This is a genomic window from Arthrobacter sp. B2a2-09, from assembly GCF_027587375.1.
In the GTDB taxonomy this organism is placed as follows: domain Bacteria; phylum Actinomycetota; class Actinomycetes; order Actinomycetales; family Micrococcaceae; genus Arthrobacter.
Genome location: NZ_JAMXIC010000002.1, coordinates 253,038 through 273,832 on the forward strand (window position 1 = coordinate 253,038; position 20,795 = coordinate 273,832).

The 20,795-nt window shown below is 62.9% G+C and carries 20 protein-coding genes; 16 read left to right on the forward strand and 4 right to left on the reverse strand.

What is annotated here, in order from left to right; all coding sequences use genetic code 11:
* Positions 1–24: 24 nt before the first annotated feature.
* From atpB to NFJ07_RS03335, 11 genes are all read left to right on the forward strand, one after another.
* Positions 25–825, forward strand: a complete 801-nt coding sequence (gene atpB / locus NFJ07_RS03285) for a F0F1 ATP synthase subunit A (protein ID WP_269992482.1) — start codon at positions 25–27, stop codon at positions 823–825.
* Positions 826–907: 82 nt separating this feature from the next.
* Positions 908–1,126, forward strand: coding sequence for an ATP synthase F0 subunit C (gene atpE, locus NFJ07_RS03290; RefSeq protein ID WP_028264751.1), 219 nt, complete (start codon positions 908–910; stop codon positions 1,124–1,126).
* Positions 1,127–1,180: 54 nt separating this feature from the next.
* Positions 1,181–1,741, forward strand: coding sequence for a F0F1 ATP synthase subunit B (locus NFJ07_RS03295; RefSeq protein ID WP_265977227.1), 561 nt, complete (start codon positions 1,181–1,183; stop codon positions 1,739–1,741).
* Positions 1,741–2,568, forward strand: a complete 828-nt coding sequence (locus tag NFJ07_RS03300; protein ID WP_269992486.1) for a F0F1 ATP synthase subunit delta — start codon at positions 1,741–1,743, stop codon at positions 2,566–2,568. The genes NFJ07_RS03295 and NFJ07_RS03300 overlap by 1 nt, the downstream gene beginning before the upstream one ends.
* Positions 2,569–2,651: 83 nt before the next feature.
* Entirely contained in the window at positions 2,652–4,289 is a 1,638-nt protein-coding gene (atpA, locus tag NFJ07_RS03305) for a F0F1 ATP synthase subunit alpha (RefSeq protein WP_269992668.1), read from the forward strand.
* Positions 4,290–4,382: 93 nt separating this feature from the next.
* Entirely contained in the window at positions 4,383–5,270 is an 888-nt protein-coding gene (locus NFJ07_RS03310; RefSeq protein WP_269992488.1) for a F0F1 ATP synthase subunit gamma, read from the forward strand.
* Between the two features lie 86 nt (positions 5,271–5,356).
* Positions 5,357–6,811, forward strand: a complete 1,455-nt coding sequence (gene atpD, locus NFJ07_RS03315; protein WP_269992490.1) for a F0F1 ATP synthase subunit beta — start codon at positions 5,357–5,359, stop codon at positions 6,809–6,811.
* Between the two features lies 1 nt (position 6,812).
* Entirely contained in the window at positions 6,813–7,097 is a 285-nt protein-coding gene (locus NFJ07_RS03320) for a F0F1 ATP synthase subunit epsilon (RefSeq protein ID WP_059387616.1), read from the forward strand.
* 10 nt (positions 7,098–7,107) lie between these two features.
* Positions 7,108–7,539, forward strand: coding sequence for a DUF2550 domain-containing protein (locus tag NFJ07_RS03325; RefSeq protein WP_269992492.1), 432 nt, complete (start codon positions 7,108–7,110; stop codon positions 7,537–7,539).
* 23 nt (positions 7,540–7,562) lie between these two features.
* Positions 7,563–8,816: an alpha/beta hydrolase gene (locus NFJ07_RS03330; protein ID WP_269992493.1), complete on the forward strand. Its 1,254-nt coding sequence runs from the start codon at positions 7,563–7,565 to the stop codon at positions 8,814–8,816.
* A gap of 68 nt (positions 8,817–8,884) precedes the next feature.
* Complete coding sequence (locus NFJ07_RS03335; protein ID WP_269992670.1) at positions 8,885–11,377, forward strand: DUF2156 domain-containing protein; 2,493 nt, start codon at positions 8,885–8,887, stop codon at positions 11,375–11,377.
* Between the two features lie 143 nt (positions 11,378–11,520).
* Here NFJ07_RS03335 and NFJ07_RS03340 read toward each other — a convergent pair whose 3' ends face one another.
* From NFJ07_RS03340 to nucS, 3 genes are all read right to left on the reverse strand, one after another.
* Positions 11,521–11,724, reverse strand: coding sequence for a cold-shock protein (locus NFJ07_RS03340; RefSeq protein ID WP_028264741.1), 204 nt, complete (start codon positions 11,722–11,724; stop codon positions 11,521–11,523).
* A gap of 324 nt (positions 11,725–12,048) precedes the next feature.
* Positions 12,049–13,296: an N-acetylglucosamine-6-phosphate deacetylase gene (gene nagA, locus NFJ07_RS03345; protein WP_269992494.1), complete on the reverse strand. Its 1,248-nt coding sequence runs from the start codon at positions 13,294–13,296 to the stop codon at positions 12,049–12,051.
* Between the two features lie 55 nt (positions 13,297–13,351).
* On the reverse strand, positions 13,352–14,047 hold the full coding sequence (gene nucS, locus NFJ07_RS03350) for an endonuclease NucS (protein ID WP_269992496.1): 696 nt from the start codon (positions 14,045–14,047) through the stop codon (positions 13,352–13,354).
* Positions 14,048–14,115: 68 nt separating this feature from the next.
* Here nucS and NFJ07_RS03355 point away from each other — a divergent pair, with 68 nt between their 5' ends.
* Both NFJ07_RS03355 and NFJ07_RS03360 read left to right on the forward strand, forming a co-directional pair.
* Complete coding sequence (locus tag NFJ07_RS03355) at positions 14,116–14,448, forward strand: ATP/GTP-binding protein (protein ID WP_269992497.1); 333 nt, start codon at positions 14,116–14,118, stop codon at positions 14,446–14,448.
* Between the two features lie 18 nt (positions 14,449–14,466).
* Complete coding sequence (locus NFJ07_RS03360; protein ID WP_269992498.1) at positions 14,467–15,261, forward strand: alpha/beta hydrolase; 795 nt, start codon at positions 14,467–14,469, stop codon at positions 15,259–15,261.
* A 10-nt stretch (positions 15,262–15,271) separates the two neighbouring features.
* Here NFJ07_RS03360 and NFJ07_RS03365 read toward each other — a convergent pair whose 3' ends face one another.
* Positions 15,272–16,462 (reverse strand): AI-2E family transporter, encoded by a 1,191-nt coding sequence (locus NFJ07_RS03365; protein WP_269992672.1) that lies wholly within the window; start codon positions 16,460–16,462, stop codon positions 15,272–15,274.
* 299 nt (positions 16,463–16,761) lie between these two features.
* On the opposite strand from NFJ07_RS03365, the gene NFJ07_RS03370 reads away from it, so the two are divergent.
* Genes NFJ07_RS03370 through NFJ07_RS03380 form a run of 3 tightly spaced genes read left to right on the forward strand, consistent with a single transcriptional unit; the run spans position 16,762 to position 20,672 of the window.
* A complete protein-coding gene (locus tag NFJ07_RS03370; RefSeq protein ID WP_269992500.1) occupies positions 16,762–18,567 on the forward strand; it encodes a hypothetical protein in 1,806 nt (601 codons plus the stop codon).
* Positions 18,568–18,603: 36 nt separating this feature from the next.
* Positions 18,604–19,569, forward strand: coding sequence for a tetratricopeptide repeat protein (locus tag NFJ07_RS03375; RefSeq protein ID WP_269992502.1), 966 nt, complete (start codon positions 18,604–18,606; stop codon positions 19,567–19,569).
* Entirely contained in the window at positions 19,569–20,672 is a 1,104-nt protein-coding gene (locus tag NFJ07_RS03380) for an NADH:flavin oxidoreductase/NADH oxidase (protein WP_269992503.1), read from the forward strand. The genes NFJ07_RS03375 and NFJ07_RS03380 overlap by 1 nt, the downstream gene beginning before the upstream one ends.
* Positions 20,673–20,795: the final 123 nt, after the last annotated feature.

The following is a 20,795-nucleotide window of genomic DNA, read 5'->3' on the forward strand; positions in this document are numbered from 1 at the left end:
TGGACACTGCAGAGAGGAAACGCGTTGATCGCGCTTGCGCTCCCGGCCCAGGATTCAGGGACCTTCACTCCTCCCGGAATCGACCAAATGCACCTGCCGGCTATCTTGCCGTGGGGTGCGAGCGATGGCTTCTCCAAGCAGATGTTGCTGGTGATCCTGTCGGTCGTCCTTATCGCTTCATTCTTTATCGCTGCTGCACGCAAGCAGCAGTTGGTTCCCGGCAAGCTGCAGTTCGCAGGCGAGATGGCCTACGGCTTCGTCCGCAACAGCATCGCCAAGGACATTATCGGCGGACGCGACTTCATGAAGTTCGTGCCGCTTCTGTTCTCCCTGTTCTTCTTCATCCTGGTGAACAACATCTACGGCGCCATTCCCGTGATCCAGCTTCCGAGCTTCTCGCACGTCGGCGGGGCCTATGTGCTGGCCGCAGTCGTGTACGTCACCTGGATCGGCATCGGCATCAAGAAGAACGGCCTGAAGTACTTCAAGCTGGCCACTGTTCCTTCCGGTGTGCCGTGGTACATCCTGCCGATCGTCGTACCGATCGAAATCATCTCGAACTTCATGGTCCGCCCGGTCACCCACAGCCTCCGTCTCTTCGCCACCATGATGGCAGGGCACCTGATTGTGATGATCGCCGGCTCGGGCATTGAGTTCCTGGTCATGCAGGAAAACGTCCTTCTCAAGGGCGCATCGGTGCTGGTGCTCGTTGGCGCCGTCGCCATGTACATGCTCGAAGCCCTGATCATGGTGCTGCAGGCGTACGTCTTCACCCTTTTGACTGCGATCTACATTGAAGGCGCGCTCCACGCGGACAGCCACTAGGCACAACCCCTTAATCTTCCCCCTCGGGGGTTGAAGCAAACCAAACAACCTGCCGCGACTGCGGCATCTTGAAAGGAAAACAATGAACGGCGATATCAACGGCTCCCTTAACCTCATTGGCTACGGTCTCTCCGCAATCGGCGGTGGTATCGGTGTGGGTCTCGTATTTGCTGCTTACATCAACGGTGTTGCACGTCAGCCGGAAGCCCAGCGCGTGCTCCAGCCGATCGCGTTCCTTGGTCTGGCTCTTACCGAAGCCCTCGCCATCCTCGGCCTGGTCTTCGCTTTCGTTCTCAAGTAAACCGCTAAGAACCAAGCGAACATTCAGAACCGAGTAGATAAGGACGGGTGAAACATGAATCAGCAGATCATCTCAGCCGCCGCTCAAGGCGCCGCCGAGTCGGCTAATCCGCTCGTTCCCAACCCCTGGGAAATGGGCGTCGTCCTCGCTGGCTTTGCGGTCCTCTTTTACATCGTGGTCAAGTTTGTTGTCCCGATGTTCGAGAAGACTTTTGCCGAGCGCGCAGAGGCGATTGAGGGCGGCATTGCCAAGGCTGAAAAGGCCCAGGCTGAAGCTTCTGCAGCTCTCGAAGAGTACAAGCAGCAGCTCCACGATGCCCGCGCCGAGGCCAACCGCATTCGCGAAGAAGCTCGTGCCGAAGGTGCCCAGATCCTCGCGGAGCTGAAGACCAAGGCAGCAGCCGAGTCGGCACGCATCACCGAGCAGGCGCACGCCCAGATCGAATCGGAACGCCAGGCAGCTGTTGTCTCCCTGCGTTCCGAGGTGGGCACCTTGGCCACGACTTTGGCAGAGCGCATCGTTGGCGAATCGCTCAGCGATGACGAGCGTGCCGCCCGCGTGGTGGACCGTTTCCTCGCAGATCTGGAGACCCAGAGCGCAGGTGCAGCTAAGTAATGGCAGGTGTATCGAGCGAATCGCTGACCAAGGCGCTGGAGCAGTTGGAAGCCATGCTTCCGACGGCCTCGCTGCAGTTGGCTAAGGACCTCTTCGGAATCCTGGGAACGGTGGACAGCTCGGCTGGCTTGCGCCGCGCCCTGACTGACCCCTCCCGCAGCGGAGAAGAAAAGTCGGCGCTGGTCAAGCAGCTGGTTGGCGGGAAAGTCTCCGCTGATGCTGCGGAAATCGCGAGTGGATTGGCCAGCTCACGCTGGGCATCGGCACGCGATATCGGCGATGCACTCGAGACTCTTGCCGCCACGGTGGTCATCGCCGTGGCTGAAAACAAGTCGGCCGTTTCTGCCTCCGGAATCACGGGGCTGGAAGAGCTGGAAAACGATCTGTTTGCTTTCAACCAGACCGTTGCTTCCAGCCACGAGGTACAACGTGCTCTGGGAGAGTCGCAGGCAAGTGCTGCGGCCAAGATCAGTCTGGCGGAGAAGCTGGTTCCTGGCGCAAGCCCGGAAGCCCAGCTTCTCATCGGCCAGGCCGTGTCGCAGCCGCGCGGCGTCAAGCCGAGCAAGCTCATCGACAACTTCGCCAAGCTTGCAGCCAAGCGCCAGCAGCGCTGGATCGCAACTGTCCGCGTTACCCGTCAGTTGACGGATGCGCAGGCCAGCCGTCTGCAGGCCGGGCTTGATGCCCTCTACGGCCGCGAGCTGAAGGTCAACGTCAGCGTCGATCCGACTCTGATCGGTGGAATCCGGGTCCAGGTGGCAGACGAAGTGCTTGACGCTTCCGTCGTAGCCCGCCTGTCCGAGCTCCGCCGGCAACTCGCTGGCTAGCCAGACAAGCACAACTTAACTGATACAAAACCCGGTCATCGTGAGCAACGATGATCACGAAAACAGGAGAGCAGGGACTGCAGATGGCCGAATTGACCATCAACGCCGACGACGTCCGTAATGCGTTGAACGAGTTCGCGGCGTCCTACGAACCCGGAAACGCAGAGCGCGTAGAGGTCGGCCGCGTGACCGCCGCAAGTGACGGCATCGCCCGTGTTGAGGGCCTTCCCTCGGTCATGGCGAACGAGCTGCTTCGCTTCGAAGACGGCACCCTGGGCTTGGCCCAGAACCTCGACGTCCGCGAAATCGGCGTCATCATCCTCGGTGACTTCACCGGCATCGAAGAAGGCCAGGAAGTCCACCGCACCGGTGAAATCCTGTCCGTCCCGGTGGGCGACGCCTTCCTGGGCCGCGTAGTTGACCCGCTGGGTCAGCCGATCGATGACCTCGGCGAGATCAAGGCCGAGACCACTCGTGCACTGGAACTCCAGGCTCCGGGCGTGACCCAGCGTAAGTCGGTCCACGAGCCCATGCAGACCGGTCTCAAGGCTATCGACGCCATGATTCCGATCGGCCGTGGCCAGCGCCAGCTGATCATCGGTGACCGCCAGACCGGCAAGACCGCGATCGCCGTGGACACGATCATCAACCAGAAGGCCAACTGGGCTTCGGGCGATGTCACCAAGCAGGTGCGCTGCGTTTACGTCGGCGTCGGCCAGAAGGCTTCCACCATTGCCGCTGTCCGCCAGACCCTGGAAGACCACGGCGCGCTGGAATACACCACCATCGTGGCTTCCCCGGCATCCGACCCCGCCGGCTTCAAGTACCTGGCTCCGTACGCCGGCTCGGCCATCGGCCAGCACTGGATGTACGGCGGCAAGCACGTACTGGTGATCTTCGATGACCTGTCGAAGCAGGCCGAAGCCTACCGTGCAGTGTCCCTGCTGCTCCGCCGCCCGCCGGGACGCGAAGCGTACCCGGGCGACGTTTTCTACTTGCACTCCCGTCTTCTGGAGCGTTGTGCCAAGCTCTCCGACGAGCTGGGCGCAGGCTCGATGACCGGTCTTCCGATCGTCGAAACGAAGGCAAACGACGTCTCGGCCTACATCCCGACCAACGTCATCTCCATCACCGATGGCCAGATCTTCCTGCAGTCGGACCTCTTCAACGCCAACCAGCGCCCCGCTGTTGACGTCGGTGTGTCCGTGTCCCGTGTTGGTGGTGCGGCACAGGTCAAGTCCATGAAGAAGGTCTCCGGTACCTTGAAGCTGGACCTGGCACAGTACCGCGACATGCAGGCGTTCGCGATGTTCGCGTCCGACCTCGACGCTGCTTCACGCCAGCAGCTGACCCGTGGCGCCCGCCTGATGGAGCTGCTCAAGCAGGGCCAGTACTCGCCGTTCCCGGTCGAGGACCAGGTTGTGTCCATCTGGGCCGGTACAAAGGGCTACTTGGACGATGTCCCGGTTGAGGATGTCAGCCGTTTCGAGTCCGAGTTCCTGGAGCACCTCAAGCACAAGTCCTCCATCCTGACCACGCTGGCGCAGACCAACGTCCTGGACGATGACACCGCTGAAGCGCTGAAGACCGCCATCGTTGCCTTCAAGAAGGGCTTCTTCGGCGAAGGCGACAACCGCCTGGTTGGTGCCGGACACGAAGAGCACGAAGCGATCTCCGGCGGCGAAGTCGACCAGGAAAAGATCGTCAAGCAGAAGCGCTAGAGCATTGGTCCCCGGGCCTGCGGAATCCGCAGGCCCGGGGCCTTCGCCAAAGCCTTAGCCGCTGATCCATCGGGATCTTAGGAAAGGAAATGTATGGGAGCCCAGATCCGGGTCTACCGCCAGAAGATCAGCTCGACGACGTCGATGCGCAAGATCTTCAAGGCGATGGAACTGATCGCTACCTCGCGCATCGGTAAGGCCCGCGCCCGCTTGGCAGCTTCGCTGCCTTACGCAAACGCGATCACCCGTGCCGTTTCTGCTGTCGCAAGCCAGAGCGAAATCGATCACCCGCTTGTCACCGAGCCGGAGCAGATCCGCCGTGCCGCCGTCCTGGTTATCACCTCGGACCGTGGCCTGGCTGGTTCTTACTCGGCGAGCGTGCTCAAGCAGGCCGAAGGACTCAATGAACTTCTCCGAGCAGAGGGCAAGGAGGTCAAGACCTACCTGGTTGGCCGTAAGGCCCAGGCATACTTCGACTTCCGCAGCCGTTCGTACTCCCGCGTATGGACCGGCGGAACGGACGCACCGGAATTCAAGACTGCAAGGGAAATCGGCGCCGCTCTTCTCGAAGAGTTCGCAAACGACTTCGCTGAGGGTGGCGTGGACGAGATCCACGTCGTTTACACCCGCTTCAAGTCGATGGTGACGCAGGAGCCCACAGTTGTTCGACTGCTGCCGCTCGAAGTTGAAGAGCAGGCAGTCAGTGAGTCCGAGCTTCTGCCGCTGTACGAGTTCGAACCGGAATCGGAGCAGGTGCTTGACGCGCTGCTGCCGCGTTACATCGAGTCCCGCATCTTCGCAGCAATGCTGCAGGCAGCAGCTTCCGAGCTCGCCGCCCGCCAGCGCGCCATGAAGTCGGCAGGCGACAACGCGACCGATCTGATCAAGAAGTACACGCGTCTGCGCAACACGGCCCGCCAGGCTGAGATCACGCAGGAGCTTTCCGAAATCGTGGCCGGCGCCGACGCCCTGAGCGCGTAGCCGCCGGTGCCTGGTTCGGCGCAAGCTGCACCTGCACCAAATAGATAAACTTAACCCCACGCCATCTACTGAGTGAAGTGAGAGAGATGACTGCCACCGCTACCGAGCACGTAGCTGCAACGGCCGGCGCCACCGGCCGCATTGCCCGTGTCATTGGCCCGGTTGTCGACGTCGAATTCCCGGCTGACGCAATCCCGTCGATCTACCATGCGCTTACCACTGAGATCACTCTCAACGGTGAGACCAAGACCATCACGTTCGAGACCTCCCAGCACCTGGGTGACAACCTCGTCCGCGCCATCGCCCTGCAGGCCACCGACGGACTTGTCCGCGGCACCTCCGTGCAGGACACCGGTGCCCCGATCTCCGTGCCTGTGGGCGACGGCGTCAAGGGCCACATCTTCAACGTTCTCGGCAAGCCGCTGGACGTTGACGAGTCCGAGATCAACGCAGACGCCTACTGGCCGATCCACCGCAAGGCTCCGGCCTTCGCGTCCCTCGAGGGCTCCACGGAGATGCTCGAGACCGGCATCAAGGTCATTGACCTTCTCACCCCGTATATCAAGGGTGGAAAGATCGGTCTGTTCGGTGGCGCCGGTGTCGGCAAGACCGTTCTGATCCAGGAAATGATCACCCGTGTGGCCCGCAACTTCGGTGGTACTTCGGTATTCGCCGGTGTTGGCGAGCGTACTCGTGAAGGCAACGACCTCTGGGTTGAAATGGAAGAGGCAGGCGTCCTCAAGGACACCGCCCTTGTATTCGGCCAGATGGACGAACCGCCGGGAACGCGTCTGCGCGTGGCACTGTCCGCGCTGACCATGGCGGAGTACTTCCGCGATGTGCAGAACCAGGACGTGCTGCTCTTCATCGACAACATCTTCCGCTTCACCCAGGCCGGTTCTGAGGTCTCCACCCTGCTCGGCCGCATGCCGTCCGCTGTTGGTTACCAGCCGAACCTCGCCGACGAGATGGGCCTCCTGCAGGAGCGCATCACCTCGACCAAGGGCCACTCGATCACGTCGATGCAGGCCATCTACGTGCCTGCCGATGACTACACCGACCCGGCTCCGGCAACGACCTTCGCACACCTCGACGCGACCACGGAACTTTCCCGTGAAATCGCCTCCCGTGGTCTGTACCCGGCCGTTGACCCGCTGACGTCGACGTCCCGCATCCTGGACCCGCAGTACATCGGCAAGGACCACTACAACACGGCTGTCCGTGTGAAGCAGATCCTGCAGAAGAACAAGGAACTCCAGGACATCATCGCCATCCTCGGCGTTGACGAACTGTCCGAAGAAGACAAGATCGTCGTGTCGCGTGCACGCCGCATCCAGCAGTTCCTGTCCCAGAACACCTACACCGCCAAGCAGTTCACCGGCGTCGAGGGCTCCACCGTGTCCATCAAGGACACCGTGGAAGGCTTCACGGCGATTTGCGACGGCGAGCTTGACCACATCGCAGAGCAGGCGTTCTTCAACGTCGGCGGCCTGGATGACGTCGAGCGCCAGTGGGCCAAGATCCAGGAACAGACCAAGTAGTATGGCTGAGCTCGAGGTTGAGATTGTCGCAGCGGACCACTTCGTGTGGTCCGGTGCGGCCAAGATGGTCAAGGCCCGCACCAGCGATGGTGAAATCGGGATCCTGCCGGGCCACTCGCCGCTCCTCGCCATTCTGGCCGCGGGCGAGCTGGCCATCGAGCCGGTTACCGGAGACCGCCTCGCAGTAGTTGTGGACGGCGGGTTCTTCTCCGTCGACAACAACCGCGTGGTGATCGTCGCTGACAACGCCCAGCTGGGCGATTCAGCTACTGCGGGGATCCGATAGCAAGACCTTGATGGACGATTCTGCTATTCCGTTCATCGCCTTGGCAACGGCGTTTGCGTTGCTGCTCTTTACACTGTGCCTCGTCGGGGTGCGCCGCTTCAATTTGCGGCGCGCCCTGGGCACGGTTGACGCCTCCATTTGCACGGCTGGAAACAGCTGGCGGATGGGGGTTTGTCGTTATCAGGACTCGGAGCTTGAGTGGTTCCGCCTGCTCTCGCTCAGCTTCCGTCCAAAACACAGTTTCCGCCGCAGCTCCTTGGAGCTCTTGGGTCGCCGGAAGCCAACGGAGGAAGAGCTGACGAGGCTTCAGCCCGACGTCGTGGTTGTCGAACTCCAGCATGAAGGCCAGCGGTTCATGTTGGCGATGAGATTTGATGCCTACGCCGGGTTGTCGTCTTGGCTGGAAGCCGGCCCTGTGGTGGGCGTCGGCACCTGGCGCTGAGGACAGTGGACTTCCCGTACAACGTGAGCCTAGTTGATGGTCCGTTCTATTGGACCATCCTTGGCGCCGGAATTGCCGGGAGCGCATTCCTCCTCCTGCGACGAGGCTGGCGCTGGTTGCTTTCCATAGTTGTTTCGCTTGTCGTGGCAAGCGGAGTTGTCGCAGTCATCCATTGGCTGCTCGTCAACGTTCTTACCGTGTTCCCAGAGGATCTCCCCATCGATGTCCTCGTTTGGTCGACGGTTGCCTTCTCTGCGTTGGTCCTCCTCCTTTTCCGGTTTCCCGGTTCCTCGTGGCGCGGCAGGAGCGCGGCAGGAATCTCATTCTTCGCTGTATTGCTCCTTTCCGCGCTTCAGATCAACAGCTATTTCGGACTCAACCACACGTCGGCTGATCTCTTCGGCCACAATGTGGGACGGATCCCGGAGCTTGAGGAGGCGTTCAAAAGGGGTGTTTCCGGAACCCAGCCGGCGTCAGCGCTTGATGGGGGAATAGTCCGCAGGGCATCGATTCCCGGTATCGAATCCGGTTTCAAGGCCCAGGACGCTTTCATTTACCTGCCGCCGGCCTACTTGGCCAGCGATCGCAGCCAATTACCCGTACTGGTTTTGTTTGCCGGCCAGCCCGGACGTCCCGCCGATTGGCTGACCGGCGGCCTGCTTGAGCCGACGATGAATACCTTTGCCGCCTCGCACGGAGGAGTGGCGCCCGTTGTGGTGGTGGTCGATCCAAACGGTTCCGATACCGCAAACACGATGTGCATGGACAGTCGGATCGCACGTGCCGACACCTACCTCGCGATCGATGTTCCGCGCTGGATCAACTCGACGCTCGAGGTTTCCGCCGACCCAAGGAAGTGGGCCGTTGGAGGGTTCTCCTTCGGTGCAACCTGTGCCGTGCAGATGACCACGCTTCACCCCGAAATCTACCCTTCCTTCATCGCCTTCTCGGGAGAGCGGGAGCCTTCACTTGGTCCTGATCGCAGGCGGACCATCCAGACCGCATTTGGCGGCGACTCCGCGGCCTTCGACGCCCTGACACCGTTGACCCTGATGAAACAGCGAAGCTACGACGGCCATGCAGGCTTCTTCGCCGTCGGGGCAGCGGACAGTGAATTCACCCGGTTCGCCACCGAGCTAGCGGCAGCTGCCCGCGTCTCCGGGTTCGACGTCAGGCACGCTTCGGTTGCCGGGGCCGGCCACTCGTGGGCCGTGGCCGTACAAGAGCTTCCTTCTGCCATGGAATTCCTGGCCCCTCGATGGGGGCTCGTTAAGTGAGTACCCAGGAAGCCCAGTTGGCCAAGGAACAGGCGGCTGCTCCCGAAGATGCCAAGCCCGCGCGGAAGATGGCGGCCGCGCTTGCCCGGGCCGTGCTTGGCAACGTGGCTGCCCATATTGGCGCGATCCCCTTCACCGTGATTGTGCTCGCGCTGTACCTGCTCAGTCCGGCGATCTTCGACTCCGATACCGGGTACGGCCCAGACGTGTTGCGGCATCTCACGAGCGTGAGCGGCGGAGGATTGAAAGCGGGGGACTGGTGGTCCATCTGGACCTCGATGTTTTTTGCCGCCAACCCCTTCGACTACGTCATGAGCTCGTTGTTGCTCGTCGTCCTGTTGGGTTCCTCAGAGCGCAAGTTGGGGTGGTTCCGCACGGCAGCGGGCTTCTTTGGCGGGCAGTTCGCCACGGTCACCGCTTTTTTGTTGGTGGTCCAGTTGGCAGCATACGCCGACGACGGTTGGCTGGGGCGGATGATGGATGCCAGGACCTCCGGCCCCCTTCCGGCAACCCTCTTCGTTTCGATGGCGGCCAGTGGCCTTCTACCGACCCTGTGGCGTCGGCGCCTCAGGGCGACGGTTGTGTCCCTGGCGCTTCTCTTGGTCCTGTACGTTGGCGACCCCTCGGCCGTCATGGCCCTGACCGGTGCCCTGCTCGGGCTCGGGACCGGTCTGTGGCTCCAGCTCGACCACGGTATTCAACCGAGCCACCGTGCGACCAGGCGGGAGACGCGGAACCTGTTGTCAGTCATGGTGGCGATTTTCGGCGTCGGGCCCTTGGTGGCGGGCGCCGTGAGGAGCCCGGCGGGGCCGCTGGCATTGCTCCGCGAAATGGTCCTGAACCCTGTTCCGACGCTCAACCAGTTGCAGGCCAACTGCGGCGGAACCGTGGACATCAGTTGCCTGGAACTTGGACGCCAGGGCTATCCTGGGCCGGCCGGCGTAGCCCTCGCGGTGGTACCCGCGTTGCTGCTCTTGATCTGTGCGGTGGGCATGCGCCAAGGAAGGCGCTTGGCCCTGAAAATCGCCATCGGCGTGCAACTCGGCGTCGTGGCGCTGTCCTTCGCCTATCTGGTGTTGTTTGCCAGCATTCCGCATTTTCCAGGACGAGGCCGCACCGTCGTCATGGGCTCCGCGGTATTCCACATCCTGACCCTCGCCCTGGTTCCCCTTATCCTGGCGGTTCTGCTTTTCCTGTTCAGGGGCAACTTTGTGGTGGGCTCGAGGGCGCCGCTCCGCCGGAAGATGGCGTGGCTGGTCGGCAGTACGTGGCTCGTATTGGCGAGTGGCTACACCGGGGCCTGGCTCGGCTCGGGCGGTTTGACGCACGACGGCGGAATCCTGGGTCTCATTGCGGAACTCGCCCGGCAGTATCTTCCCTTGCCCATACCCACGGCTTTCGGTCGCGTGTTCGCAGAGCGAAGCGCCGCCGAGTCAATATTGTTCGCGTGGTCCGGGATCATCTTCTGGCTCGTGGCGCTGGCAGCGGTGTGGACGCTGCTTCTCAAACGGCAGCACGGCCCTGGCGGTGACGATCCGGCTCGCTTGGCGGCCAGGGGTTTGGTCAAGCGCGGCGGGGAGTCCCTTTCCTGGATGGCGCTATGGGAGCCGAACAAGTTCTGGTTCACTCCCGGAATGGACGCCGGAATTGCCTACCAGCAGCACGGAAACGTCGCATTGACCCTCGCCGGACCGTTCGGTGATCCCGCACAAGCGCCTGCCGCGACCGAGGGCTTTCTGGACTATTGCGCGCACCATGCATTGGTGCCGTGCCTTTATTCCTGCACTGAGGAATTGTGGCCGATGCTGCGATCCACGGGATTTCGCCGCATTGCGGTTGCCCAGGAAACGCGGCTCTCCATCCGCGACCTCGAATTCACGGGCAAAGCGTGGCAAAACGTGCGCACGGCCAGGAACCGCGCACTGAAGGCCGGCGTCGAAGCCCGGTGGGGGCGCTATTCGGAGTTCCCGCAACACATACGCTCCCAGCTCGGCGAGGTGTCGGAAGAGTGGGCCGCCCGGAAAAAAGTACCTGAAATGGGCTTTACCTTGGGTTCCCTCGACGAGCTGATGGACGACGAAGTGCTTTGCTGCATAGCCGTCGATGGCAAAGGCTTTGTCTACGGGGTCACCAGCTGGCTACCGGTGTTTCGTGACGGCCAAGTGATCAGCTGGACGTTGGATTTCATGCGCCGACGCAGCGATGCCTTCCCTGGCCTCATGGAATTCATGATTGCCTCGGCAGTCCACGAGTTGCGACAGGGAGTGGAGGTCATTTCCTTGTCGGGCTCACCTTTGGCTGGGGAGACCGAGGAATTCTCCCGCGGGGAAGCCGGCATGGCGGGCATTCTCGACCTCGTTGGCAGGACCTTGGAGCCCGTTTACGGATTCCGCTCGCTGGCCCGCTTCAAATCGAGGTTCCAGCCGGAGTACCGGACTTTGTATATGTACTACCAAGACAGCCTGGAGATTCCCGCGATTGGCGCTGCGCTAAGCCGGGCATATTTGCCAGGGCTGTCCGTTCGGCAAACTGCGAGGCTTCTCCGCACCCTCGTTGCCTGACAAACCCAAGTAGCTCGCACTTATTGTCGTTTTGACGGCTCATAACGACAACAACTGCGAGTTAGTTGGGAAGGAGAAAGGGGTCCCGCATCCTGTGCGGAACCCCTTTCATTGAATCTGCGAGCAGAATTCAAGCAATCAAACTAGACGGCGGTTACGCCGGTGGCCTGCGGGCCCTTTGCGCCCTGACCGATCTCGAACTGAACACGCTGGTTCTCGTCGAGGGTGCGGAATCCGCCGGTCTGGATCTCGGAGTAGTGGACAAAGACGTCGCCTTCGGCGTCGTCCGGGGTGATGAAGCCGAAGCCCTTTTCAGCGTTGAACCACTTTACGGTGCCCAGTGCCATTTTTGTTTCTCCTCATTGTGGAACTTTTAAGTCCGGCACACCGCGTGCCGGCCTTGGTTACTCCGCGAGAAGACCTGGTTTTCCGCCCAAGCAAGGCTTGGTTGGCTTCGCAGGAGCTTCACGCTCGCAACACGTCTTGCGAGCATGAATCACACCTACACAAAGACTGCTACAACACTTTCATGGCGGATACTGGAGGTCAACGGTCTGCTGGGGAATTCCGACAAATTTTAAGTAAAAAGAAGGTAACGGAAGAAAGCGCCCGCCCGCCACTGGAGCCGCCATTGGGTGCCTGCAAATTCGGCCAAGGCCAGCCAATCCCCCCTAAGCCAGCCAATCACCATTGCGCAATACACCCGCGAGTTGCAGCTCCTTGTCCACGACGACGAGATCGGCCCGCAGGCCCCGGCGCAGGCCGCCAAGTTCATCGGAGAGCCCCAGGACTGCGGCGGGAACCGTCGTCGCCGATCCGACTGCGTCGGCGAGTCCGACGCCGGCCGCAACCGTGCGCCTGACGACGTCGAGCATGGTGGCAGTGCCGCCGGCGATGGATCCTGTGGCGTCCAAGGTAGCCACACCGTCCGTCACGGTCACCGGGGAGGGGCCCAGCATGTAGTTTCCGTCGGAGAGTCCCGCCGCCGCCATTGAATCGGTCACAAGGACAACGTTTGCCGCGCCTACGAGCTGAAAAACAGTAGCCACCGTGCTTGGATCCAGGTGGGTACCGTCCGCTATCAGTTCCACCACGGCCTTGCCTTCTTGGGCCGTGCGAAGGGAGGCAGCCACAGGGCCGGGGGCGCGGTGGTGCATGGGAGGCATGCCATTGAACAAGTGCGTGACAGTCGGCAAAGAGCTGACGCCGTCGAAACCAGCCGATTCCAAGCCCTCCCGTGCCGCGGTGAGGGAAGCGGCGGCCGTCGCGTCGTCGCAATCCGTGTGGCCGAGGGACGGCGTCACCCCGTGGAACGTCATCAGGTCCACTAGTGCCGCGGCGCCGGGAAGCTCGGGGGCGTAGGTCATGGTGGCGAGCTTGCCGGCAGCCGCTTCAACGAGCTCGGTCATGAGATCCAAGTCCGGGTCCAGCAGATAGGCAGGGTTCTGCGCGCCGCAGCGGGCATGGGAGAGGAAGGGCCCTTCGAGGTGGATTCCAGCTACGAGTCCTTCATCGGCCAAGCGTACGTATAGCTCGATGCCGCGGAGCAGGTCTTCCCGGGGCGCCGTGACCATGCTGGCGAGGAGGGTTGTGGTTCCGGAGCGGTGCAGGAAATCGATGGCTTTGCGTGCCGAGGATTCATCGGCGCCAGGGAAGTCGCCTCCGTTGCCGCCATGGCAGTGCACATCCACGAATCCGGGAACGATGTACCGTTCCGCGGGGAAATCGGTCCGGGGAGTTTCCTCGAACCCTTCGAAGGCTGCTTCGTGGAATTCGGCGGCCGGTCCGGCGAAGGCGATGCGGTCGTCCTCCACCGCCACCAGGCCATCTTCGATCACCACACCGTCGCTGACGATGGTTCCGGTAATCAGGTGGCGCACAGGCGCAGAAGAAGATACAGGCCGGTCTGGGACAGTCATGCTTTGATTCTAGTTGCCGGGGCCAGCCCCTGACTGGGTTTCCCCGGGATGAAGGCTAGAACAAGCGTGACTCGCTGTCGTCTACGCCGCGCATCGCGTCATAGTCCAGGGTGATGCAGTCGATTCCGCGGTCGTTGGCAAGGACCTTTGCCTGCGGCTTGATCTGCTGGGCGGCGAAAATGCCCCGCACCGGCGCCAGCAGCGGATCGCGGTTGAGCAGTTCAAGGTAGCGCGTGAGCTGCTCGACGCCGTCGATGTCGCCGCGCCGCTTGAGCTCGACGGCGACTGTCCGGCCCTCGCCGTCCCGGGCGAGGATGTCCACCGGACCGATGGCAGTGAAGTATTCGCGCCGGATGAGCGAATAACCGGTGCCAAGGGTTTCGATCTGCTCGGCGAGCAGTCGCTGCAGATCAGCTTCGACCCCGTCCTTGATGAGCCCGGGGTCCGTTCCGAGGTCGTGGGAAGTGTCATGGAGTTGCTCGTAGATGTTGATGATGAGCCGGTCATCGGTCTTGGCCGACTGCACGGTCCACTGCTCCACCACGCCTTCTTCGACCTCGGTCTCCTCCGGCGTGGTCACCCGCAGGTTAGCGGGCGGGCTCATCCAGTTCAGCGGCTTGTAGGAGCCGCCGTCGGAGTGGACCAGCACGGAACCATCGGATTTGACGAGCAAAAGCCGGGTGGCAAGCGGGAGATGGGCCTTGAGGCGGCCAACGTAATCTACGGAACAACGGGCTATGACGAGTCGCACCGCTCCACTTTACTTCCTCTGCCGCTTCCTCTGCCGCGCGCAACTGGCGACTGGGGCAGAATGGAGTCATGCCCCGCTCCAACCGCCCCCGACGCACCGAATCAGCCAAGGCAAGCTGGAAACGGACAGGCGAGTCGCAGGAACTGGATCTGGAACGTGCCCGTTCGGGCATTGCCCGCAGGGAAAGCGCCCCCGACGGCGAGTGGATGGTCCGGACCATGACCGCAAGGAATGGCGAGAAGACCTATATCTGTCCCGGTTGTTCGATGGCCATCATGCCCGGAATCGCCCACTTGGTGGTGTGGTCCGAGACGCACCTCTTCGGCGATGCCGCAGGGTTGGCGGAACGCCGCCACTGGCACAACAACTGCTGGACGGGCCGAACCTACAGGTACCGCTGAGCACTTAAGCTTGGAAGCATGAGTTTCGATCCTGCTTCCCTCGTTTTCAGCCAGCCGGAGTCTGCCACGGACATCAGGGCATCCACGGTCTTGCCGGCGCACCGCGAGAACGTTGAGTTCCGCACCGAAGACGGCAAGTTGCTCGTGGGGGAGCTGGCGCTGCCGGAGTCCGGCGAGATCGCGGCGACGCTTATTACCCTGCACCCCTTGCCGACGCACGGCGGATTCATGGATTCGCACGTCTACCGGAAGGCGTCCTATCGGCTTCCGGCACTGGCCGGCGTCGCGGTTCTGCGCTTCAACACGCGGGGGACGCATTCGCCTCGGGGTACGAGTCAGGGCCAGTTCGACGAGGGAATCGGTGAGCGCTACGACGTCGAGGCTGCTGTTCGCTTCGCGGTGGAACGCGGGCTTCCGAACCGCTGGTTGGTGGGCTGGTCCTTCGGCACCGAGCTGGCCTTGATGTACGGGGCCGTTGAGCCCGTGGCCTCGCAGGTGGAGGGCGCCGTGCTGCTGTCTCCGCCGCTGCACCGGGCCACGGATGTGCACCTGAAGGAATGGGCTGCCGCGGGAAAACCGCTGACAGTCCTGGTTCCGGAACACGACGACTATCTCCAGCCCGCCGAGGCCGCCGAACGATTCAGCCTAGTGCCTCAGGCCCGTGTCCTCGGGATCGACGGCGCCAAGCACCTGTGGGTCGGCGAGAAGTACGCGGCGCGGGTTTTGGACGAGATCGTGGACGACGTGACGGAAACCGGTGCAGGACCGGATGGCCTGCCGCGCCACTGGACAGGTCCGGTGGCCACCGCTTGAGCTGGCAGGCCTAGTGGCGGTCCTGGCGGACGATGAAGACTTCCTTGATCAGCAGCATGATGGCTGCCGCCGTCGGGATGGCGATCAAGGCGCCGAGCACGCCCAGTAGGCTGCCGCCTGCGATCACCGAGATCACGGCAACAGCACCCGGAACGGCGACGGCCTTCTGCATGATGCGCGGAGAGATGAAGTAGGCCTCGAACTGCAGATAGGCGAAGTAGCAGATGGCGTAGATCACGGCCGTCTGCCAGCCGGCGGTCAAGGCCACCAGAATGACCACCACCGCGGCAATCATTCCGCCCACCAGGGGAATGAACGCAAGCAAGGCAACCACGAAGGCCAGCAGGACGCTGAACGGAATACGCAGGATGCTCATGACGATGAAGGCGAACAAAGCGTTAAGCAAGGCCACGCACACCTGGCCGATCACGTAGTTGCCTACCGAGCGCGTGATTTCTTCGGACAATGCCTCCACGCGGGGCCGGCGCGACCGCGGTGCGAGCCGATATCCCCATCTCTTCATGGCGGGCAGGGCGCCGAGGAAGTAGAGGCTGAGGACCAGGACGATCAGCGTCCCGAACACGCCGTTGGCCACCGTCGACCCGAAACCTACGACGCCGCCGAAAATGCCGCCTATGGCATCCGGGTTCTTGACGAACTTGTCGAGTTCCTGGCTGATCTTGTCGCGTACACCGAATTGGCTGTCCACGGAGCGGAAGAAATCAGAATTGACGAAGCCCCGGATCCAGTCCGGAGCCTGCTGAACGATCTGCGAGACCTGTTCCACGATGGTGGGGATGAGGGTGGCGAAAAACGCCGCCACTCCGGCAACGAGGACTCCGACGGCGATGACGACGCCGGCCGGGCGCGGAACCTTGCGGTTTTCGAGCCAGCGGACCACGGGGTCCAGTCCCAAAGCAATGAACAGGGCCGTAACGATCCACAACAGCAGTTGGACGGTATTGGTGCCGATGTAATACAGCATGAGGGCGACGCCGACGCCGGCCGTGCCCATGAAGCCGACATAGAGCGGATGTTGCGCGGACATTCTCGGGCCGGGGGAACCGAAGCGCGGACCGTCGGATTCATCCTGGGCGGGCCCGGTTGCCGCGTCGTGCTCAAGTTCGGGAGGCATCTCGAAACGGACCCGTGGTTGGGCGCCCGGAATAGGTTGGCGGAGGCGGCGGACGAAGGATGCCATCAGGCCTTCGCCGTGATCCCTGCCGTCCTGGGCAGACCCATTAGCCGAGCCATCCGGGGTGACCCCCGGTTGTTGTTCGGCGGGAGTTGGATCCTTGCGCTCTTTCACGTGTTTCAGCTGCCTTTTCGTTCCGCGGTCAGGCTCGAGGAATGCCCGATGCCATGTTGTTCGCCACACTATCAGGAGGCCCGAATTGGCGAATTCTAGGGGGTGAACCGTGCGTCGGGAAGCCCTTTGGGAGGACCCCGAACTGACTCATTGGTAACAAAACCGTTACCCTTGAAGTTCAACGACCGCTGATGATTGGTATTCCTGTGCGATTGAAGACTGCAGTTTCGCTGGTGCTGCTTGGCCTGCTGACACTGTTGGCCGGCATTGGCCAGCTGACCTTTTGGGCCCCGGCCGAGACCGTAACCGCGTCCGCCCCCGGCGACTCCAAAGCCGCTCCGCTGACCGTGATCACCCAAGACGTGTTGACCCACAAGGGCGGTCCCAAACAGATCAGCATCAAGGGCGATGGCAAGTTCGTGTTGGCTGTTGGACGTCCGGATGACGTCGATGCGTGGGTAGGCAAGACCGCCCACAACAGCATCACCGGCGTCTCCGCGGACGGCAAGTCCCTCCAGGTTGCCGGGACCGACGGCGAAGCAACCGCTCCGTCGCCTGCCGGATCTGACCTGTGGGTGGAAACGGAGAACGCCAGCGGACAGCTGGACTACACCTTCTCCCCGCCCGCGAGTGGCAACTGGTCGCTCCTCCTGGCTAGCGACGGAACCAAGCCGGCGCCGTCGTCGGTCTCCGTAACGTTCGCCAACGATGCCACCATGCCGTGGGCTGTCCCGCTGATTGTCATTGGCGCGATCCTCATTGCCGCGGGTGCGGCGTTGCCGTTCGTCAGCAAGTTCACCAGGGGCCGAGGCAGGGGCGCACGCCCCAACGGTCCGCGGGGCGGCGGGAACACGGAAACCGAAAAGGAAACCGACAAGGACACCGCTGAGGTCACCGAGAACGAAAGCGATAAGGACATCATCGGCGAGGACACCGCTCCCGAGGACACCAAGAAGGGCACAAGCGGCGGCCCCGTGCTCCGCATTTCGCTTGTAGCTGCAGCTGTTGTGACGGCCCTCGTGGGTGGCACCGCGGCAGGCGCCCAAGCGGCCGAGAGTCCTTCTCCCTCCGGATCCGCGACGGCGAGCCCGGCCGAGACCGCCGGTGCGCAGGCCGTCCCGGTCCTCGTGGACGCGCAGCTCAAGCGCATCCTGGACCAGGTGGCCGGCGCAGTGGCCGCCGGGGATGCCGCACGTGACGCCTCCAAGCTCACTCCCCGGGTTGACGGCACGGAGTTGCAGGTGCGCACGCAGAACTACAAGATCCGGTCCCAGGTTGCCACGCACGAGGCGCGGATGCCCGTCCGATCCAGCAAATTGCTCGGCAGCGTCATCTCCACCCAGCGAACCTGGCCACGCACCGTGATCGCCGTGACGCAAGGCGATGGCAACGTGGTTCCCCAGGTCCTGACCCTCGTGCAGGCCTCGCCGCGAGAGAACTACAAGCTGAAGAGCACGTCCCCGCTTCAGCCCGGAACGTCATTCCCGGCGATCCCCTTGGGCGGAACCGCGCAGATAGCGGCCGGAGACAAGTCCGGGCTGCAGTACAGCGGGACCGAGGCGCTGGCAGCCCTGGGCGATCGCTTGACCAAGGCGGATTCGGCATTCAAGGACAAGCTCGTGGAGGGCACCAACTCGCCATACATTGCGGATGTACTGGACTACCAGGCGAGCACCGTCAAGTCCGGAACCAATGGCGATTTCACCTTCACGCACACGCCCTCTCCGGCGGATACGGCAGTGTTCCGGACCTCCGACGGCGGCGCTGTGGTGGTGGGAAAGCTGGACTTCGACTTCACCAGCAAGCCCAAGGCCGACGGTGACACGCTCACCGTGGACAAAGCCGCGGCAGTGCTTGCGGGCGGGGATTCCACGAAGGTTGGCCTCGTGCAGACCTTCTCGGAGTCGGTAGCGATCTACATTCCACCGGCAGGTTCGACTGCTCCGATGAAGCTCGTTGCCGCGGTCCGCGGTCTGGTGGGAGCCAGCTTCAAGTAGGCAAATGCTGTTGGCGCAGCGGCTAGAGTGGACGGTATGAGTTCGCCAGGATCCCGTCCCGTCTCTCCAGCCGCTGCCAGCCAGCTCAACCTGCGCGGCGCCGTCGACCTCTCCGCATTGCGGCGTCCCGCGCCGGCGGCATCGAGCGGTGCCCCGGCTGCCTCCGGCGGAAGCCCCGGAAGCAGCCAGCCCCTGCGCGTAGATGCCACCGAGGCCAATTTCCAGGACCTCGTCCAGCTGTCCGCGCAGATTCCCGTCCTTTTCCTTCTATGGTCAAACCGCTCCCTGGAGGCTTCGACCCTCCTGCATAGCCTCGAAGGTGTCGTCGAAGGCTACGCCGGCAAAGTGGTGCTGGCCGCGGCGGACGTTGACGCGTTCCCGCAGCTTGCACAGGCATTCCAGGTCCAGGCCGTCCCTACCGCCGTCGCCGTCTTGAAGGGCCAGCCGGTGCCGCTCTTCGAGGGGCCTGCTTCGGACGAGGAAATCCGCAGCCTCATCGATGAACTCCTCAAGGTGGCCGAAGCCAACGGCGTAACGGGCAGTATCGGTGCAGGTGCAGCTGGCGCGGAGGCCCGCCCTCTGCCACCGCTGCACCAGGCAGCCTTCGATGCCATTGAAGCCGGGGACTACGCCGCTGCCGCCACCGCTTACCGCCAGGCCCTGGCCGAGAAACCGGCTGATGCCGAGGCGAAGGCCGGACTCGCCCAAGTTGAACTGATGGGCAGGCTCGAGCTCCTGACGGCAACGGAAGCCGAAGCCACGCGTCATCAGGCGGCGCAGGAGCCGGACAACATCGAAGTGCAGCTCACGGTGGCGGACCTGGACATCTCGGGTGGACACATCGAGGACGCGTTCAACCGCATTGTCGCCTTCATTGGCCGCAACTTCGGTCCCGAGCGGGAAACGGCGCGTGTGCGCCTGCTGGAACTGTTCGACGTCGTCGGCATTGCAGACGAACGCGTGGCCAAGGCCCGGCAAGGTCTGGCGCGGGTCCTCTTCTAATGACGCAACCCGCTCTGTTCAGCCCGCTTCAATTGCGTTCCTTGACGTTGCCGCATCGTGGCTGGGTTTCGCCGATGTGCCAGTACAGTTGCTCGCCCGACGGCGGGGGCGGCGTGCCCAACGATTGGCACCTGGTGCATCTTGGAGCGTTTGCCACGGGCGGCGCGGCCCTCATCCTCACCGAGGCGTCGGCCGTCAGCCCCGAGGGACGGATCAGCCCGCGGGATGCCGGGCTGTACACGGATGAGCAGGCGGCCGCCTGGGAGCGGATTGTGGACTTCGTCCACCGCAACAGTGCCGTGGGCGGCAAGATCGGTGTCCAACTGGCGCACGCAGGCCGCAAGGCTTCGACCTACTGGCCTTTCGCCGAAGAGAACGGATCCGTGGCGGAGTCCGACGGCGGTTGGGTGGCCAAGGGCCCCGGGCTGGAGGCCTTTGCCGGGCTTGTAAGTCCTCTTGCCATGAGCGAGGCGGACATCCAAGCCGTCATTTCCGACTTCGCGGCGGCAGCCTTACGGGCCGTGGACGCCGGGTTCGACACGGTGGAGATCCACGGCGCGCATGGCTACCTCCTCCACGAATTCCAAAGTCCCCTGATCAACAAGCGCCATGATTCCTGGGGAGGGACTGAGGCCGGCCGGAACCGTTTGATGCTTGCGGTCATCGACGCCGTCCGTGCGGTCATCCCCGATTCGATGCCCTTGTTGCTGCGGATTTCCGCCAGTGATTGGGCAGAGGGTGGCGTAGACATTGACGCCTCCGTGCGCCTCGCGCGGGCTGCGTCCGAGCACGGCGTGGACTTGGTGGACGTCTCCAGCGGTGGCGCTGTGGCCCACCAGCGGATCAAGGCCGGACCTGGATATCAGACGGGATTCTCCGAGCAGATCCGGCGCGAAGCAGGGGTTCCCACCGGGGCCGTCGGCTTCCTGACGTCGTCCGGACAGGCCGAACACACTGTGGCCACCGGCCAAGCCGACGGCGTATTCATGGCACGGGCAGCCCTCCGCGATCCGCACTGGTGGCTTCGCGCGGCTTTTGAACTCGGGTTCCCCTTGGACTGGGCGCCACAGTATCAGCGCGCGGTTCCACGGCACAGCTTCTGAGGGCTGGTCCTTCGGGTGCGAACCCGTTGGCGATCTAGTCCTTTGGGATGAGGCGGCTCCGGAAAGGGGCTCCGTAGTTCCCCCTCGGGGACGACTCCTGGGAGCGTCCCCGGGGCTAGGCTG

What these genes read in the sequence shown, in the direction of transcription:
- atpE (WP_028264751.1), top strand. Translation starts at nt 908, where the DNA reads ATGAACGGCGATATCAACGGCTCCCTTAACCTCATTGGCTACGGTCTC.
- NFJ07_RS03295 (WP_265977227.1), top strand. Translation starts at nt 1,181, where the DNA reads ATGAATCAGCAGATCATCTCAGCCGCCGCTCAAGGCGCCGCCGAGTCG.
- NFJ07_RS03300 (WP_269992486.1), top strand. Translation starts at nt 1,741, where the DNA reads ATGGCAGGTGTATCGAGCGAATCGCTGACCAAGGCGCTGGAGCAGTTG.
- atpA (WP_269992668.1), top strand. Translation starts at nt 2,652, where the DNA reads ATGGCCGAATTGACCATCAACGCCGACGACGTCCGTAATGCGTTGAAC.
- NFJ07_RS03310 (WP_269992488.1), top strand. Translation starts at nt 4,383, where the DNA reads ATGGGAGCCCAGATCCGGGTCTACCGCCAGAAGATCAGCTCGACGACG.
- atpD (WP_269992490.1), top strand. Translation starts at nt 5,357, where the DNA reads ATGACTGCCACCGCTACCGAGCACGTAGCTGCAACGGCCGGCGCCACC.
- NFJ07_RS03320 (WP_059387616.1), top strand. Translation starts at nt 6,813, where the DNA reads ATGGCTGAGCTCGAGGTTGAGATTGTCGCAGCGGACCACTTCGTGTGG.
- NFJ07_RS03325 (WP_269992492.1), top strand. Translation starts at nt 7,108, where the DNA reads ATGGACGATTCTGCTATTCCGTTCATCGCCTTGGCAACGGCGTTTGCG.
- NFJ07_RS03335 (WP_269992670.1), top strand. Translation starts at nt 8,885, where the DNA reads ATGGCGGCCGCGCTTGCCCGGGCCGTGCTTGGCAACGTGGCTGCCCAT.
- NFJ07_RS03340 (WP_028264741.1), bottom strand. Translation starts at nt 11,724, where the DNA reads ATGGCACTGGGCACCGTAAAGTGGTTCAACGCTGAAAAGGGCTTCGGC.
- nagA (WP_269992494.1), bottom strand. Translation starts at nt 13,296, where the DNA reads ATGACTGTCCCAGACCGGCCTGTATCTTCTTCTGCGCCTGTGCGCCAC.
- NFJ07_RS03355 (WP_269992497.1), top strand. Translation starts at nt 14,116, where the DNA reads ATGCCCCGCTCCAACCGCCCCCGACGCACCGAATCAGCCAAGGCAAGC.
- NFJ07_RS03360 (WP_269992498.1), top strand. Translation starts at nt 14,467, where the DNA reads ATGAGTTTCGATCCTGCTTCCCTCGTTTTCAGCCAGCCGGAGTCTGCC.
- NFJ07_RS03365 (WP_269992672.1), bottom strand. Translation starts at nt 16,462, where the DNA reads ATGGCATCCTTCGTCCGCCGCCTCCGCCAACCTATTCCGGGCGCCCAA.
- NFJ07_RS03370 (WP_269992500.1), top strand. Translation starts at nt 16,762, where the DNA reads ATGATTGGTATTCCTGTGCGATTGAAGACTGCAGTTTCGCTGGTGCTG.
- NFJ07_RS03375 (WP_269992502.1), top strand. Translation starts at nt 18,604, where the DNA reads ATGAGTTCGCCAGGATCCCGTCCCGTCTCTCCAGCCGCTGCCAGCCAG.
- NFJ07_RS03380 (WP_269992503.1), top strand. Translation starts at nt 19,569, where the DNA reads ATGACGCAACCCGCTCTGTTCAGCCCGCTTCAATTGCGTTCCTTGACG.